The 14,488-nt window shown below is 47.9% G+C and carries 14 protein-coding genes; all 14 read left to right on the top strand.

The features are described from left to right. The first annotated feature begins 622 nt into the window (after positions 1-622). The 14 genes from metG (at position 623) to ACQCVH_RS24850 (ending at position 14,467) form a co-directional block, all read left to right on the top strand. A complete protein-coding gene (gene metG / locus ACQCVH_RS24915) occupies positions 623-2,584 on the top strand; it encodes a methionine--tRNA ligase (RefSeq protein WP_426838315.1) in 1,962 nt (653 codons plus the stop codon). A 149-nt stretch (positions 2,585-2,733) separates the two neighbouring features. Continuing rightward, positions 2,734-3,504 carry a TatD family hydrolase gene (locus tag ACQCVH_RS24910; protein WP_426838313.1) on the top strand — a complete coding sequence of 257 codons (771 nt, stop codon included), beginning with the start codon at positions 2,734-2,736 and terminating at the stop codon, positions 3,502-3,504. Between the two features lie 269 nt (positions 3,505-3,773). Next, positions 3,774-4,967, top strand: coding sequence for a ubiquitin-like domain-containing protein (locus tag ACQCVH_RS24905; RefSeq protein WP_426838311.1), 1,194 nt, complete (start codon positions 3,774-3,776; stop codon positions 4,965-4,967). A 207-nt stretch (positions 4,968-5,174) separates the two neighbouring features. Beyond that, a complete protein-coding gene (gene rnmV, locus ACQCVH_RS24900; protein ID WP_426838309.1) occupies positions 5,175-5,735 on the top strand; it encodes a ribonuclease M5 in 561 nt (186 codons plus the stop codon). After that, positions 5,728-6,609, top strand: a complete 882-nt coding sequence (gene rsmA / locus ACQCVH_RS24895; protein WP_426838307.1) for a 16S rRNA (adenine(1518)-N(6)/adenine(1519)-N(6))-dimethyltransferase RsmA — start codon at positions 5,728-5,730, stop codon at positions 6,607-6,609. The genes rnmV and rsmA overlap by 8 nt, the downstream gene beginning before the upstream one ends. 365 nt (positions 6,610-6,974) lie before the next feature. Continuing rightward, the gene (gene yabG, locus ACQCVH_RS24890; RefSeq protein ID WP_426838306.1) at positions 6,975-7,850 is read left to right on the top strand and encodes a sporulation peptidase YabG; all 876 of its coding nucleotides are present in this window, start codon (positions 6,975-6,977) and stop codon (positions 7,848-7,850) included. Positions 7,851-8,140: 290 nt separating this feature from the next. Continuing rightward, positions 8,141-8,404, top strand: coding sequence for a biofilm formation stimulator Veg (gene veg, locus ACQCVH_RS24885; protein WP_009796178.1), 264 nt, complete (start codon positions 8,141-8,143; stop codon positions 8,402-8,404). Positions 8,405-8,776: 372 nt separating this feature from the next. Continuing rightward, positions 8,777-8,947: a small, acid-soluble spore protein, alpha/beta type gene (locus ACQCVH_RS24880; protein ID WP_224906449.1), complete on the top strand. Its 171-nt coding sequence runs from the start codon at positions 8,777-8,779 to the stop codon at positions 8,945-8,947. 257 nt (positions 8,948-9,204) lie between these two features. Beyond that, positions 9,205-10,074: a 4-(cytidine 5'-diphospho)-2-C-methyl-D-erythritol kinase gene (ispE, locus tag ACQCVH_RS24875; RefSeq protein ID WP_426838305.1), complete on the top strand. Its 870-nt coding sequence runs from the start codon at positions 9,205-9,207 to the stop codon at positions 10,072-10,074. 58 nt (positions 10,075-10,132) lie between these two features. Continuing rightward, positions 10,133-10,960: a pur operon repressor gene (gene purR, locus ACQCVH_RS24870; protein WP_426838304.1), complete on the top strand. Its 828-nt coding sequence runs from the start codon at positions 10,133-10,135 to the stop codon at positions 10,958-10,960. Between the two features lie 15 nt (positions 10,961-10,975). Further along, entirely contained in the window at positions 10,976-11,350 is a 375-nt protein-coding gene (gene ridA, locus ACQCVH_RS24865; RefSeq protein ID WP_426838303.1) for a 2-iminobutanoate/2-iminopropanoate deaminase, read from the top strand. Between the two features lie 226 nt (positions 11,351-11,576). Next, positions 11,577-11,867: a septation regulator SpoVG gene (gene spoVG / locus ACQCVH_RS24860; protein WP_009336662.1), complete on the top strand. Its 291-nt coding sequence runs from the start codon at positions 11,577-11,579 to the stop codon at positions 11,865-11,867. Between the two features lie 241 nt (positions 11,868-12,108). Continuing rightward, positions 12,109-13,482, top strand: a complete 1,374-nt coding sequence (glmU, locus tag ACQCVH_RS24855; protein WP_426838302.1) for a bifunctional UDP-N-acetylglucosamine diphosphorylase/glucosamine-1-phosphate N-acetyltransferase GlmU — start codon at positions 12,109-12,111, stop codon at positions 13,480-13,482. 28 nt (positions 13,483-13,510) lie between these two features. Further along, complete coding sequence (locus ACQCVH_RS24850; protein WP_257989190.1) at positions 13,511-14,467, top strand: ribose-phosphate diphosphokinase; 957 nt, start codon at positions 13,511-13,513, stop codon at positions 14,465-14,467. The last annotated feature ends 21 nt before the right edge of the window (positions 14,468-14,488 follow it).

Raw genomic sequence — 14,488 nt, 5'->3', positions numbered from 1 at the left:
CTCTGCTTTTCGATTTGTCCAGCTCCGGCTCCTAGGTGCTCGAGTCATAAGCCACTATGGAACCGAAGGCAAAGAACGCCTTCAATTCCAAAGCGTCTTATGCTTGTCGCACCTAAACAGTCGCCTCTGCTTTTCGATTTGTCCAGCTCCGGCTCCTAGGTGCTCGAGTCATAAGCCACTATGGAACCGAAGGCAAAGAACGCCTTCAATTCCAAAGCGTCTTATGCTTGTCGCACCTAAACAGTCGCCTCCGCTTTTCGATTTGTCCAGCTCCGGGCGCTAGAGCCTCGAGTCATAAGCCACACAAGAATTAAAGGCAAAGAACGCCTTTTATTCTTGTGCGTCTTATGCTTGCCGGCTCTGAGCAAGCGCCCTTCGCTTTTCTTAGTTGCACTATTTGATATTTTTAGGTATATTTTGAGGGTATAAGAGGCTATGCTGACGAGTATAGAAAACATAGTGAATTTGCTTGATTGCGGGCATGCTAGGCTGATTTTCGCTCTCGTCCTGGAAAGGGCGGGATTTTTTGCATTCAGGGCCTGAGATGCCATATCAAATAGATGGACGAGCTTGTGTTTTTTGCTTGCTCTTACTTTGCTGAACATTAACAGGAGGGAAACCAATGGAAGGAAAATTGAAGACCTTTTATCTTACAACCCCGATCTATTATCCGAGCGGGAATCTGCATATCGGCCATGCCTATACAACAGTGGCCGGCGATGCGATGGCCCGCTATAAGCGCCTGCGCGGCTATGATGTTATGTATTTGACCGGTACGGATGAACATGGACAGAAAATCCAGCAGAAAGCGGAAGAAAAGGGCGTAACACCGCAGGAGTATGTCGATGAGATCGTCAATGGCATCAAGGACCTGTGGAGCAAGCTTGATATCTCTTATGATGATTTTATCCGCACGACCCAGGATCGCCACAAACAGGTTGTTGAAAAGATTTTCGCCCGCCTGCTTGAGCAGGGTGATATTTATTTGGGAGAATATGAAGGGTGGTACTGTACACCTTGTGAATCATACTTCACAGAGCGTCAGCTGGTTGACGGCAACTGTCCTGACTGCGGACGCCCTGTCAATAAAGTGAAGGAAGAGTCCTATTTCTTCAAGGTGAGCAAATACGCAGACAGGCTGCTTAAGTATTATGAAGAAAACCCGCATTTCATCCAGCCTGAATCACGCAAGAATGAGATGATCAACAATTTCATCAAGCCTGGACTTGAGGACCTGGCTGTTTCAAGGACCACCTTTGATTGGGGCGTAAAAGTGCCGGACAATCCAAAGCATGTAGTATATGTATGGATTGATGCGCTTTCCAACTATATTACGGCCCTTGGCTACGGAACAGAAGATGACTCCAAGTATCTGAACTATTGGCCAGCGGATGTCCATCTGGTCGGCAAGGAAATTGTCCGCTTCCATACGATTTACTGGCCGATTATGCTGATGGCGCTGGATCTGCCGCTGCCTAAAAAGGTATTTGCCCATGGCTGGCTTTTAATGAAGGATGGGAAAATGTCCAAATCCAAAGGGAATGTCGTCGATCCTGTTACATTGATCGACCGTTACGGATTGGATTCTCTCCGCTATTACCTCCTTCGCGAAGTGCCGTTCGGTGCTGATGGCGTTTTTACACCGGAAGGATTTGTTGAGAGGGTTAATTTCGACCTGGCAAACGACCTGGGTAATCTGCTTAACCGTACAGTAGCGATGATCGAGAAATATTTTGACGGGACCATACCTGCCTATAAAGGATCTGAAGGCGAGTTTGATAAGCAGCTGCTGGACATGAACAAAGAGACAGTCGCCAAGTATGAAGAAGCGATGGAAAAGATGGAATTCTCTGTAGCCCTTTCATCTGTATGGCAGCTTGTGAGCAGGACGAACAAATATATAGATGAAACACAGCCATGGGTGCTTGCGAAGGACGAAGCACGCAAGGAAGAGCTGGGCAATGTAATGTTCCACCTGGCTGAGTCCCTTAGAAGGACCGGCGTATTGCTGAAGCCTTTCCTGACACGCACGCCGGATGGAATCTTCAATCAGCTGAATGTGAACACGGAAGAGCTGACAGCCTGGGAGAGCCTCGAGACATTCGGCCTGATTCCGGAGAATACGAAGGTAGTCAAAGGAGACCCGATTTTCCCAAGGCTTGATATGAAAGAAGAAGTTGAATATATCAAAGAAAAAATGCAGGGAAGCGCACCAGCTCCTGCAGCAGAAGAGAAGAAAGTTCCTGAAAAGCCGGACAGCGAGGAAATTACAATCGATGATTTCATGAAGCTGGACCTGCGGGTAGCTGAAGTCATTTCTGCTGAGCCGGTCAAAAAAGCGGATAAGCTTCTGAAGCTTCAGCTTGATCTTGGCTATGAAAAGAGGCAGGTTGTCTCCGGGATTGCAAAATTCTATAAGCCGGAAGAGCTTGTCGGCCGCAAGGTTGTCTGTGTGACCAATCTTAAGCCGGTTAAGCTGAGGGGCGAGCTATCAGAAGGCATGATCCTGGCTGGAAGCGAGGACGGAGCGCTGTCCCTTGCGACCATCGCCGAGTCGCTGCCAAACGGAGCGCGTGTAAAATAAGCAGTAGAATGGACATAGGGATGTTTGCGTTTCATAAGCGTCGGACAGCCCTATGTTTTCTTTCATTTAAGGATAGGAAAGATAATCTGTAACATAAATGAAATAATAGAGATGTAAATATAATATTTTCTTTAGTAAGGAGTTTTTCTATGTTATTCGACACACATGTCCATTTGAATGCTGAGCAGTTTGAGGAAGATTTGGAAGAAGTGATCGGGAGGGCACAGGCGGAAGGTGTCTCCCATATGGTGGTTGTCGGCTTTGACCGCCCAACAATCACAAGGGCAATGGAGCTGGCAGAAGCCTATGATTTCATTTTTACATGTGTCGGCTGGCATCCTGTTGATGCTATTGATATGACTGATGAGGATCTGGCCTGGATTGAAGAGCTGGCTGCCCATCCGAAAGTAGTGGCAATCGGGGAGATGGGGCTTGACTATCATTGGGATAAATCGCCGAAGGATGTCCAAAAGGATGTATTCAGAAAGCAGATCAGACTGGCGAAGAAAGTTAAGCTGCCGATCGTCATCCATAATCGGGACGCAACGGCTGATGTTGTGGAAATCCTGAGGGAAGAGGGAGCGGGCGAGGTCGGCGGCATCATGCATTGCTACAGCGGCAGTGTCGAGGTGGCAAAGGAATGCCTGGATATGAATTTCTACATTTCTCTTGGAGGGCCAGTAACCTTTAAAAATGCGAAAAAACCGAAGGAAGTCGCAGAGGCGGTCCCGCTTGAAAAGCTATTGATTGAAACTGACTGCCCTTATCTTGCACCGCATCCTTACCGCGGCAAAAGGAATGAGCCTGCCTACGTTAAGCTGGTGGCTGAGCAGATTGCGGAACTGAAAGGGCTGGCGTTTGAAGAAGTGGCAGAAGCTACAACAGAAAATGCAAAAAGATTATTCGGCATCAGCCGCTAAGCGATTTTGTCGATTCCTGGGGGAGCTTGTCCCTATTAGGTCCAATTCTTAAAAGTTCTACACGCCTCCTTTTCATCATAGGATAACCATGTCGATAAGTCTCTCTTTCCTTTCTCTTGATTTTTTTGCATAATAGGAAATACGTTTTCCCCCTCCCGCCCAGGAAACGAAGCAAAATGAGAGAAAAGTGTTTGAGTTGACAGCCGGCAAGATACTCTATATAATCACTCCGAAGAGAAAAGGAGGCGTTTTTCATCGCGATTGAGACCATGAAAAACCTGTTTTCCAAGTCTTTGAGTAAGAAAAAATTGACCGTCATGGTTGCTAGTTTAATAGTTTTTTCAGCAGCTGCCGGGTTCATGATTTATGAAACCACGAAAAAAACAGTAGCAGTTTCCATGAATGGCCAGGACAAAATCATCAAAACACATGCAGATACAGTTCAAGATATATTCGATGATCTAGAAATATCCCTTCGCTCAGAAGACTATCTGTTTCCCTCGGGAAGCACAAAGGTAAAGGACGGCTTAGAGGTAGTATGGGAGCCGGCCAAACAGGTTCAACTGACAGACAGCAGCGGGAAGAAAACGATTTGGACAACGGCAGATACGGTGGGCGGGCTTTTAAAGGAGCAGAATATCGCACTTTCAGAGCATGACAAAGTCAATCCGAAGCCGGAAGAGAAAATTAAGGACGATTTAAAGATAGAAGTGGAAAAAGCTTTTGCGTTGACGCTCATTGAGGGCGGCAAGAAACAACAAATGTGGTCAACTTCGACTACGGTCGCTGACTTTTTATCGCAGCAGGGAATTACACTAAACAATATGGACCGTGTTGAACCAAAGCTAGAAGAGACAGTCAAGGAAAATGCCATTGTCAATGTCATTCGAGTTGAAAAAGTCACCGATGTAGTGGAAGAACCAATTAGTTATGCCGTGGTTACAAAGAAGGACGCCAGCCTTGCCAAGGGGAAGGAAAAGGTTGTCTCCCACGGGCAGGAAGGTCTTTTATCAAGGCAGTATGAAGTTGTTTTGGAAAACGGGAAAGAAACATCCAGAAAATTGCTAAGTGAAAAGAAAGTAAAAGAGAAAAAGGATAAGATTGTTGCTGTCGGCACAAAGGTCATGGCGCAGAGGGTTGCTGTTTCCCGCGGAACGGGCTCAAGCGAGTCCGGCAGGGAGATGTATGTATCTTCTACTGCTTATACTCCAAGCTGCAGCGGATGCTCAGGCATAACCGCTACAGGAATCAATCTTAAGTCCAACCCCGGCATAAAAGTCATTGCCGTGGATCCGCGCGTGATCCCGCTTGGCACGAAAGTCTATGTCGAAGGATATGGCTATGCAGTGGCAGCCGATACCGGCTCTGCCATTAAGGGAAATAAAATCGATGTATTCTTTGCTTCCAAGTCGGATGCATACCGTTGGGGAAGAAAGACGGTTAAAATCAAAATATTAGACTAAACGATTTATGCAGGGGAAGGAATTCTCCTGTTTTTTTGTTGGTTTAGCGGAGTACGGCAATGCCGAATGATTTTTTCCTGGCGATTCGGTAATATATAATAAAACACAGATGGATTGTCTTTATTGCTGTTCATACTATTAGACGATTCAGATTACAAAAATGTTTCAAGTTTTTATCAAATTTTTCATTTTAATTTTGGAGGACCAATGAAGATTAAAGAAATCATTGTAGTGGAAGGCAAGGATGATACGACAGCCATAAAAAGGGCGGTCAATGCTGACACGATTGAAACGAACGGTTCAGCCATTAATGCGGCGACATTGGAAAAAATCAAGCATGCCCAAAGCAAGAGGGGTGTCATCGTTCTGACGGACCCGGATTTCCCGGGCCAGAAGATCCGTGATGCCATCACCCGCCATGTGCCTGGCTGCAAGCATGCTTTCATAGACAAAACAGATGCCCTGCCGAAGTCGGGAAGAGGCTTAGGGGTCGAGCATGCTTCCCCTGAGACGATCAGGAAAGCCCTCCAGGATGCCCAGACCATGCAGGAAACAGCCCGGGAGGAAATTACCCAGGAGGATTTGATCCTGGCCGGCCTCATCGGCGGGAACAGCGCGAGGGAGCGCAGGGAGAAGCTGGGAAGGCTTCTTAAGATCGGGTATACTAACGGAAAACAGCTTCATAAGAGACTGATGATGTTCCAGGTCCCGAAAGAAGACTTTGCATCTGCCATTGAAGCGATCGACCAGGAGGAGCGCCATGCATAAAGATATCGCAACACCAATTAGGACACGTGCCATACTTGAAAAATACGGTTTCAGCTTTAAAAAGAGCCTGGGGCAGAATTTCCTGATAGACACCAATATACTGAATCGGATCGTCGACCATGCCGAGCTGAGGGAAGGCTCAGGGGCGATTGAAATCGGTCCAGGGATCGGGGCGCTCACAGAGCAGCTGGCCAAGCGGAGCGAAAAAGTAGTCGCCTTTGAAATCGACCAGAGACTTCTTCCGATTCTGAAGGAAACGCTCGCACCTTACCCGAATGCGGAAGTGATCCATCAGGATGTCCTGAAGGCTGATGTTAAAACCACGATTGAGGAAAGGTTTGCACCGGGCCAGGATGTGATGGTGGTCGCCAATCTCCCGTATTATGTGACGACGCCGATCATCATGAAGCTTCTGGAGGAAAAGCTGCCGATCCGCGGGATCGTCTGTATGCTCCAGAAGGAAGTGGCTGACCGCATTTCGGCCAAGCCGGGCTCAAAGGACTACGGCTCGCTCTCGATTGCCGTCCAGTATTATACAGAAGCGGAAACGGTCATGATCGTTCCGAAGACGGTATTTGTGCCGCAGCCGAATGTCGACTCAGCCGTGATCAGGCTGACGAGGAGGGAGCAGCCTCCAGTTCTGGTGAAGGACGAGGCATTCTTTTTCCAGGTGACAAAGGCAAGCTTTGCACAGAGAAGGAAGACCATCCTCAACAACCTGACAAGCCAGCTGCATGAAGGAAAGCAGAAGAAGGAGGCGGTCCTTGCTGCATTGGAGGCAGCAGGCATCGAGCCTTCCAGGCGCGGAGAGACCCTTTCAATTGAGGAGTTTGGCCGCCTGAGTGATGAACTTTATCCCTATTTTAAAAATTAATGAGCAGGAAGCCCGGAAATCTCCGGGCTTCTTTTTATTGTATAGGATTGTAAGTCTTGAGGATAAATATCAATTCTTGATCAACGTCCAGCAGCTGCGCCGAGGTCCTCCCAAAAAGGCAAAGAACGCCTTTCCGGGAGGTTCGTCTTGAGGTCCCCAGGAAGGGGGTCATGCAGACGCTGCCACAGGACGTGGTGTTCTTAGTCTGCGTTCCTTAAGGTGATCAAGGCGCTTGCGCTTTTGTTCTTTGCTTACTGCCGGCCATACAACCAGGAAGGCACATGTGCAGGGGCTTTTGCATAGTTTATGAAAGAACCAGAAGCGATTAGACCAGCTCGGCACAGGAGCTTAATGGAGTGATGCCAGTGAGCATTAACCTTATGGATGTTGTAGGAAGGGTTTCTTATAACTGTGACATCATGTTTCGGGTGATCGATATACGTGAAGAAGAAGGCCGGAAGCTTGCGGTTCTGTATGGAGAGGACATCAGGCTGATAGCGGATGCCCCTTATGAAGACCTGATTGTCATCAACCAGTCAGAGCGGATGAAGATGTCGAGGCAGTATCAGTCCCTTGAGGAACAGTCTTATAATCTGTTCAGGCAGGATGTGAGCCTCCTGAAGCAGAAGCAGGAATACGAAGTAACCGGCGCATACAGCAAGCCGTTCAATTACTTTCAGATCCCGGGCAGGGTGCTTCATCTGGATGGTGATCCGTCCTATTTAAAGAAATGCCTTTCCCTATATGAGAAGATCGGTGTCCCGGTAACCGGGATCCACTGCAATGAAAAGGAGATGCCGGGTAAAATCGGGCAGCTCATCGACTATTACAGGCCGGATATCCTGGTCATTACAGGGCATGATGCCTATTCAAAGGCCAAAGGCAAGGTAACCGATATAAATGCTTACCGCCATTCCAAGCATTTTGTCCAGACGGTCAGGGAGGCGCGGAGAAAGATTCCCCACCTGGATCAGCTGGTCATATTTGCCGGCGCCTGCCAGTCGCATTTTGAATCCCTGATCCACGCAGGGGCCAATTTTGCAAGCTCTCCCTCCCGTGTGAACATCCATGCCCTCGATCCTGTCTATATTGTGGCCAAGATCAGCTTCACGCCTTTTATGGAAAGGATCAATGTATGGGATGTTCTCCGAAACACACTGACAGGCGAAAAGGGGCTCGGAGGGATAGAAACAAAGGGTGTGCTCCGGACGGGCATGCCGTTTAATAAAGGAGCAGAATAAGGGAAATAAGCCGGCATAAGAGCGGGCTTATTTTTTTTTGCAGCCGGCAAGGACAGGCTGCTGCAGGCCTTGATTTTATGCTTGCAAGACTATATGGAGCAAGGTTTTCCTGGGTTATTCATATTTGGCACATAATTCGCTTATTTTAGGGAATGATAAAAATGTTGAAAAATAGGATAAAAAGTAGATGAAAATATATTGACAATCTTTTTTAAAGACTGTTATAATTTATGTTTTTATTTGACTCTACTGTGTCAGTGTGATATACTTTACATAGTGAGGTGGACCGAATGGCAAAAACATTAACGGACATAAAAAAGGCTCTTGATTCAAATTTAGGGAAAAGGCTTTTGCTTAAAGCCAATGGCGGGCGCAGGAAAACGATTGAACGTTCAGGCGTACTGGCAGAAACATATCCCTCTGTATTTGTGATTGAACTTGATCAGGATGAAAATGCATTCGAACGCGTATCTTACAGTTATGCAGATGTTTTAACAGAAACGGTTCAAATTACCTTCTACGAAGACGCATCAGGACATATGGCTTTAAGCTGATATATATCCATTTCTAAAAAGCAGGGGCGGCAAAACGATTTTTGCCGCCCCTGCTTTTTAATTGTTTAGGAAATTATAAATTGTAAGCCTTGTGGATTATTGTCCAGCAGCTGCGCCGAGGTCACAAGCCAAACCTCCCAAAAAGGCAAAGAACGCCTTTCCGGGAGGTTCATCTTGAGGCCCCCAGGATGGGGGTCATGCAGACGTTGCACAGGATGTGGCGTTTTTAGTCTGCGTTCCTTTAGGGTGTGATCAAGGCGCTTGCACTTTTGTTCTTTGCTCCAGCAGAAACAGTCAAATATAGGTTTGCATGGGCGGGCCTGAAGCCGCCTACAATAAAAATACCGCAATGCTTAAAAAGGGGATGTTGCATTGAGCAGAAGAAATGGCGTCATGTCAGAGGGCTTCAAGGAAGAACTGGCGAAAGAGCTCGGCTTCTATGATGTTGTCCAGAAGGAAGGCTGGGGAGGCATCCGCGCAAAGGATGCCGGCAATATGGTCAAGCTGGCGATAGAAAAAGCACAGCAGAGCCTCCTTCAGTAAAAAATGATGTTTACTGCTTCAAGCCTGAAACCAAACAGCTGCATTTGCGGGCCCGGGGGGAAACCCCGGGTTTTTTGCGTCGATGGGGCTCTCGAGGCCCTTCCAGACAGCTCATTTTGCCTTTTCTCTTTCCCGGTCGCATGGTAAAATAACTTATTTGTTGAAGAATGTCTGATTCGAACGTCTTACAAGCCCTGTTTTGTGGTAAAATAGGACAAAAACTGAGACGTTGAAATGAGCAGAAGTAGGTGGGTATTTTGAAGCTTTTAGTAAAGGCGCCGGCTAAGATCAATTTATCGCTGGATGTATTGTATAAACGGCCGGATGGCTACCATGAGGTGGAGATGATCATGACAACGATCGATCTTGCCGACCGCCTTGAATTGACTGAATTGAAAAAAGACGAAATCAGGATCATTTCCCATAACCGGTTTGTGCCTGATGACCAGCGGAATCTCGCGTACCAGGCGGCATCCCTGCTGAAGGAGCGGTTCAAGGTAAAACAGGGAGTGGCCATCACGATAGAAAAGACCATTCCGGTCGCGGCAGGTCTTGCCGGCGGCAGCAGCGACGCAGCTGCGGCCCTGAGAGGCCTGAATAAGCTGTGGGGGCTTGGTCTTTCCCTGGATGAGCTTGCAGAGATCGGAGCGGAAATAGGCTCAGATGTATCTTTCTGTGTCTATGGCGGCACTGCGCTGGCAACGGGGCGGGGAGAAATGATCAGACATCTGCCCGCACCGCCGACATGCTGGGTGATTCTGGCGAAGCCATTCATCGGGGTATCGACTGCGGATGTATACAGGCGCCTTGACCTGAAAGGGATCAGCCATCCGAATACAGCGGGCATGGTCGGGGCAATCAAGGAAGGCGATTACAGCGCTGTGTGCGGGAATGTCGGGAATGTACTGGAAGACGTGACACTCAATCTTTATCCCGAGGTCGCACAGATCAAAGATCAGATGAAAAGGTTCGGAGCGGATGCAGTGCTAATGAGCGGGTCCGGGCCAACCGTATTCGGCCTTGTTCACCATGATTCGAGAATGCACCGGATTTATAACGGCCTGAAAGGTTTTTGTGATCAGGTTTTTGCGGTACGAATGCTGGGGGATCAGCATAAGCTTGATTAAATCCGTATATTAGTGGTATATTATCGTTAATTATTCGGATTCCGGAGGTTTCGTAATTATGAAGTTTCGTCGCAGCGAGCGCTTAATAGACATGACGAATTATCTGCTGGAGCATCCCCGGCAGCTGGTGTCCCTCACTTTCTTTGCCGAACGGTACGGCTCTGCCAAATCCTCGATCAGCGAAGACCTGGCCATTATAAAAGAGACATTCGAACAGCGGGGAATCGGCACCCTTCAGACGGTGCCGGGGGCAGCCGGGGGAGTGAAATACTCTGTAAAGGTAAGCGACGATGAGGCACGCCCTTTTATTAGCGGGCTTTGTGAGGTTATCGCCAGCCCGGAAAGGCTCCTGCCGGGGGGCTATCTGTATATGACAGACATCCTCGGCGATCCGGCGATTGTCCAGAAGGCGGGAAGAGTCTTTGCCTCCGCTTTTGCCGATGCTGACATCGATGTGGTCATGACCGTGGCAACAAAAGGGATCCCGCTTGCCTATGCTGTCGGGGCATATTTGAATGTGCCGGTCGTGATCGTCAGGAGAGACAGCAGGGTGACAGAAGGATCGACTGTGAGCATCAACTATGTCTCAGGATCAGCCAAGCGCATCCAGACGATGGTGCTTTCAAAAAGGAGCCTGGAAGAAGGATCAAAGGTGCTGATTGTCGATGATTTCATGAAAGCAGGCGGTACGGTCAACGGCATGATCAGTATGCTGGAGGAATTCAAGGCGCATGTTGCCGGAATCGCTGTCCTGGTGGAAGCAGAAAAAGCTGAAGAGCGCCTTGTTGATGAATATTTGTCTCTTGTCCAGCTTGCAGATGTGGATGTCAAAGAAAAGAAGATCAATGTGACAGAGGGAAACTATTTCAGGCATAAGAACGGATAAAGGTGGGGAAAAGCCATGAAAAAAGTTCAGACAGAGATGGCTCCGGCTGCAATCGGACCATACTCACAGGGAATTGTCGTAAACAATATGTTTTACAGCTCCGGCCAGATTCCATTGACCGCCGGCGGAACCATGGTGGATGGGGATGTCAGGGTGCAGACACACCAGGTATTCAAGAACCTCCAGGCTGTACTGAAGGAAGCAGGTGCTTCGCTGGAAACGGTCGTAAAGGCAACGGTATTTATCAAAGATATGAATGACTTTGCGGAGATCAACGAAGTGTATGGAGAATATTTTGGAGAGCACAAGCCGGCCCGTTCCTGTGTGGAAGTGGCAAGGCTGCCGAAGGATGCACTGGTCGAAATTGAAGTAATAGCGCTCGTTAAGTAAACGGGGGCTTTTTTTTATCAGAAAATATTTTCTGAATTACCTGTTAATTTGGGCGGTTTGTACTGCTGGAAGAGGGTCTTTGTTTGCTGTAAGCGCCTCCTTTTCCTTCCTTTTCCCCAGACGATGGGAAAAATCCCAAAAAAAATTCCCATTTAAGAAGGAGAATTGGAAATTATGTTGAATTAATAAAATTAGAATTTATTTACTAGTAAAGGTGGTGAACCAAATGGAGGTAACTGACGTAAGATTGCGCCGTGTAAATACAGATGGACGGATGAGAGCAATTGCTTCAATTACTTTAGACCATGAGTTTGTTGTTCATGATATCCGTGTCATTGACGGCAATAATGGCCTATTTGTGGCAATGCCAAGCAAACGTACACCTGATGGAGAGTTCCGTGATATCGCTCACCCGATCAATTCCGGAACACGCGGCAAGATCCAAGAAGCTGTTTTGGCAGAATATCACCGCTTAGGCGAATTAGAAGTTGAATTTGAAGAAGCCGGAGCTTCTTAAGTATAATTGCAACGAGGGCCTACTTCATTAGTCAGGCTCTTTTTTACGGCCATTTTTACCGCCTGTCCTTATTATTGCCTTTCCCCGATAAGTCCTCTGTGTAAACCATCCTGCTCAAATAATTTCCTTCCCAGAAAATCTTCCTTATGACAAAAAAATGTACTTTGGCAACATTCCTTGAAATGAAAGGCTTTTTGAGATATATTCTTAATGGATAAAAAGGTAAATTGGAGGCCTGTAAATGTCTACACGTTTCGCGGTAATTTTAGCCGCAGGCCAAGGGACACGCATGAAGTCAAAGCTTTATAAAGTGCTTCATCCCGTTTGCGGCAAACCAATGGTTCAGCATGTTGTGGATCAAGTATCGAATCTTCATATAGAAAAAATAGTCACCATCATTGGACATGGCGCAGAGCTTGTCAAATCCCAGCTGGGAGATGCAAGCAGCTATGCGCTTCAGGAGGAACAGCTCGGCACAGCCCATGCTGTCATGCAGGCTAAGGATGCCCTTGAAGGAAAAGAGGGCGTGACCATCGTTGTATGCGGGGATACTCCCCTCATCAAGGCAGAAACAATGGAGTCGCTCTTCCGCCATCATGAGGAAACTCGTGCTAAAGCAACAATCCTTACTGCCATTGCTCCTGATCCTGCAGGATATGGAAGAATTGTACGGAATGAAGAAGGACATGTCGAGAAAATCGTCGAGCATAAGGATGCGACAGAGCTGGAGAGAAATATCAAGGAAATCAACACAGGTACATACTGCTTTGATAACGCGTCGCTTTTCCGCGCCCTGAACAATGTCAGCAATGACAATGTACAAGGGGAGTATTACCTGCCTGATGTCATTGAAATCCTGAAAAATGAAGGTGAGACGGTATCGGCCTTTGCAACAGGCGATTTCGACGAGTCTCTGGGCGTCAATGACCGTGTTGCGCTTTCTCAGGCAGAACGCATCATGAAAAGGCGCATTAATGAGAAGCATATGAGAAACGGTGTGTCGCTGATCGATCCTGAACAGACGTATATCAGTCCTGAAGCTGTGATCGGCCAGGATACCGTCATCTATCCAGGAACAGTCATCCAGGGGGCTGCGGTGATCGGCTCTGAATGCGTAATCGGCCCCAACACGGAAATCAAGAATTGTAAAATTGGGGACACTACTGTTATCAGGCATTCTGTCGCCCATGACAGCAGCATCGGCAGTGATGTAGCAATCGGGCCGTTTGCCCATATACGTCCTCAGTCAGATATTCATGATGAAGTGAAGATCGGCAATTTTGTTGAAATTAAGAAGTCTGTTTTCGGCAAGGGAAGCAAGGCATCCCACCTCAGCTATATTGGGGATGCGGAAGTCGGAAGCGATGTGAACCTCGGCTGCGGCTCAATCACAGTCAATTATGATGGGAAAAATAAATTCCTGACAAAAATCGAAGACGGTGCATTCATTGGCTGCAACTCCAATCTGGTTGCACCGGTGACGGTTGGAAAAGGCGCTTATGTAGCGGCCGGCTCCACCATCACGGAAGATGTACCTGGCGAAGCGCTGGCAGTGGCCCGTGCAAGGCAGACGAATAAAGAAGATTATGTGAGCAAGCTTAATAACAAGAAATAAAAGTGATAAAAAGCTAATGGAGGTTAACATGTCGAACCAGTATTTAGATCCAAACTTGAAGGTGTTTTCCCTGAATTCAAATCGTGATCTGGCATCGGAAATTGCAAAGGTTATCGGAGTGGAGCTTGGAAAGTGCTCTGTTACACGTTTTAGTGATGGAGAAATCCAGATTAATATCGAGGAAAGCATCAGGGGCTGTGATGTATTCGTGATCCAGTCCACAAGCTCTCCTGTAAACGAGCACTTGATGGAGCTGCTGATCATGATTGATGCGCTGAAGAGGGCATCTGCCAAGACAATCAACATTGTTATGCCTTACTACGGCTATGCCCGCCAGGACCGCAAGGCGAGAGCGCGTGAACCGATCACTGCCAAGCTTGCAGCCAACCTGCTGGAAACGGCAGGGGCGACGCGTGTCATCACACTGGATCTTCATGCGCCGCAAATCCAGGGCTTCTTCGATATCCCGATCGACCATTTGATGGGTGTGCCGATTCTGGCCGATTATTTCGGGAACAAGGAGCTGGATGGCGATATTGTCATCGTCTCCCCGGACCATGGCGGTGTAACCCGGGCCCGCAAGCTTGCTGAGCGCCTGAAGGCTCCGATTGCCATCATCGACAAACGCCGCCCTAAGCCGAATGTGGCGGAAGTCATGAATATCGTTGGAAATATCGACGGCAAGATCGCCATCCTTATCGATGACATCATCGATACGGCCGGCACGATTACCCTTGCTGCGAATGCCCTGATTGAAAATGGCGCGAAGGAAGTCTATGCTTGCTGTACGCATCCTGTATTGTCAGGGCCGGCGATCGAGCGGATCCAGAACTCAAATATTAAAGAACTGGCTGTCACAAACTCCATTGCTTTGCCTGAAGAAAAGAAAATCGCAAAAGTCAGGGAGCTGTCTGTAGCCCCTCTTATCGGGGAAGCGATCATCCGCGTCCACGAGGAGCAATCTGTCAGCACTCTGTTCGATTAATCCAGCAGTACAAGAGGCTTG

Source organism: Bacillus infantis, assembly GCF_050107595.1.
Taxonomy (GTDB): domain Bacteria; phylum Bacillota; class Bacilli; order Bacillales; family Cytobacillaceae; genus Bacillus_AB; species Bacillus_AB infantis_C.
The sequence above is the reverse complement of the archived record's forward strand: the minus strand, read 5'-3'. Positions and strand labels throughout refer to the sequence as shown.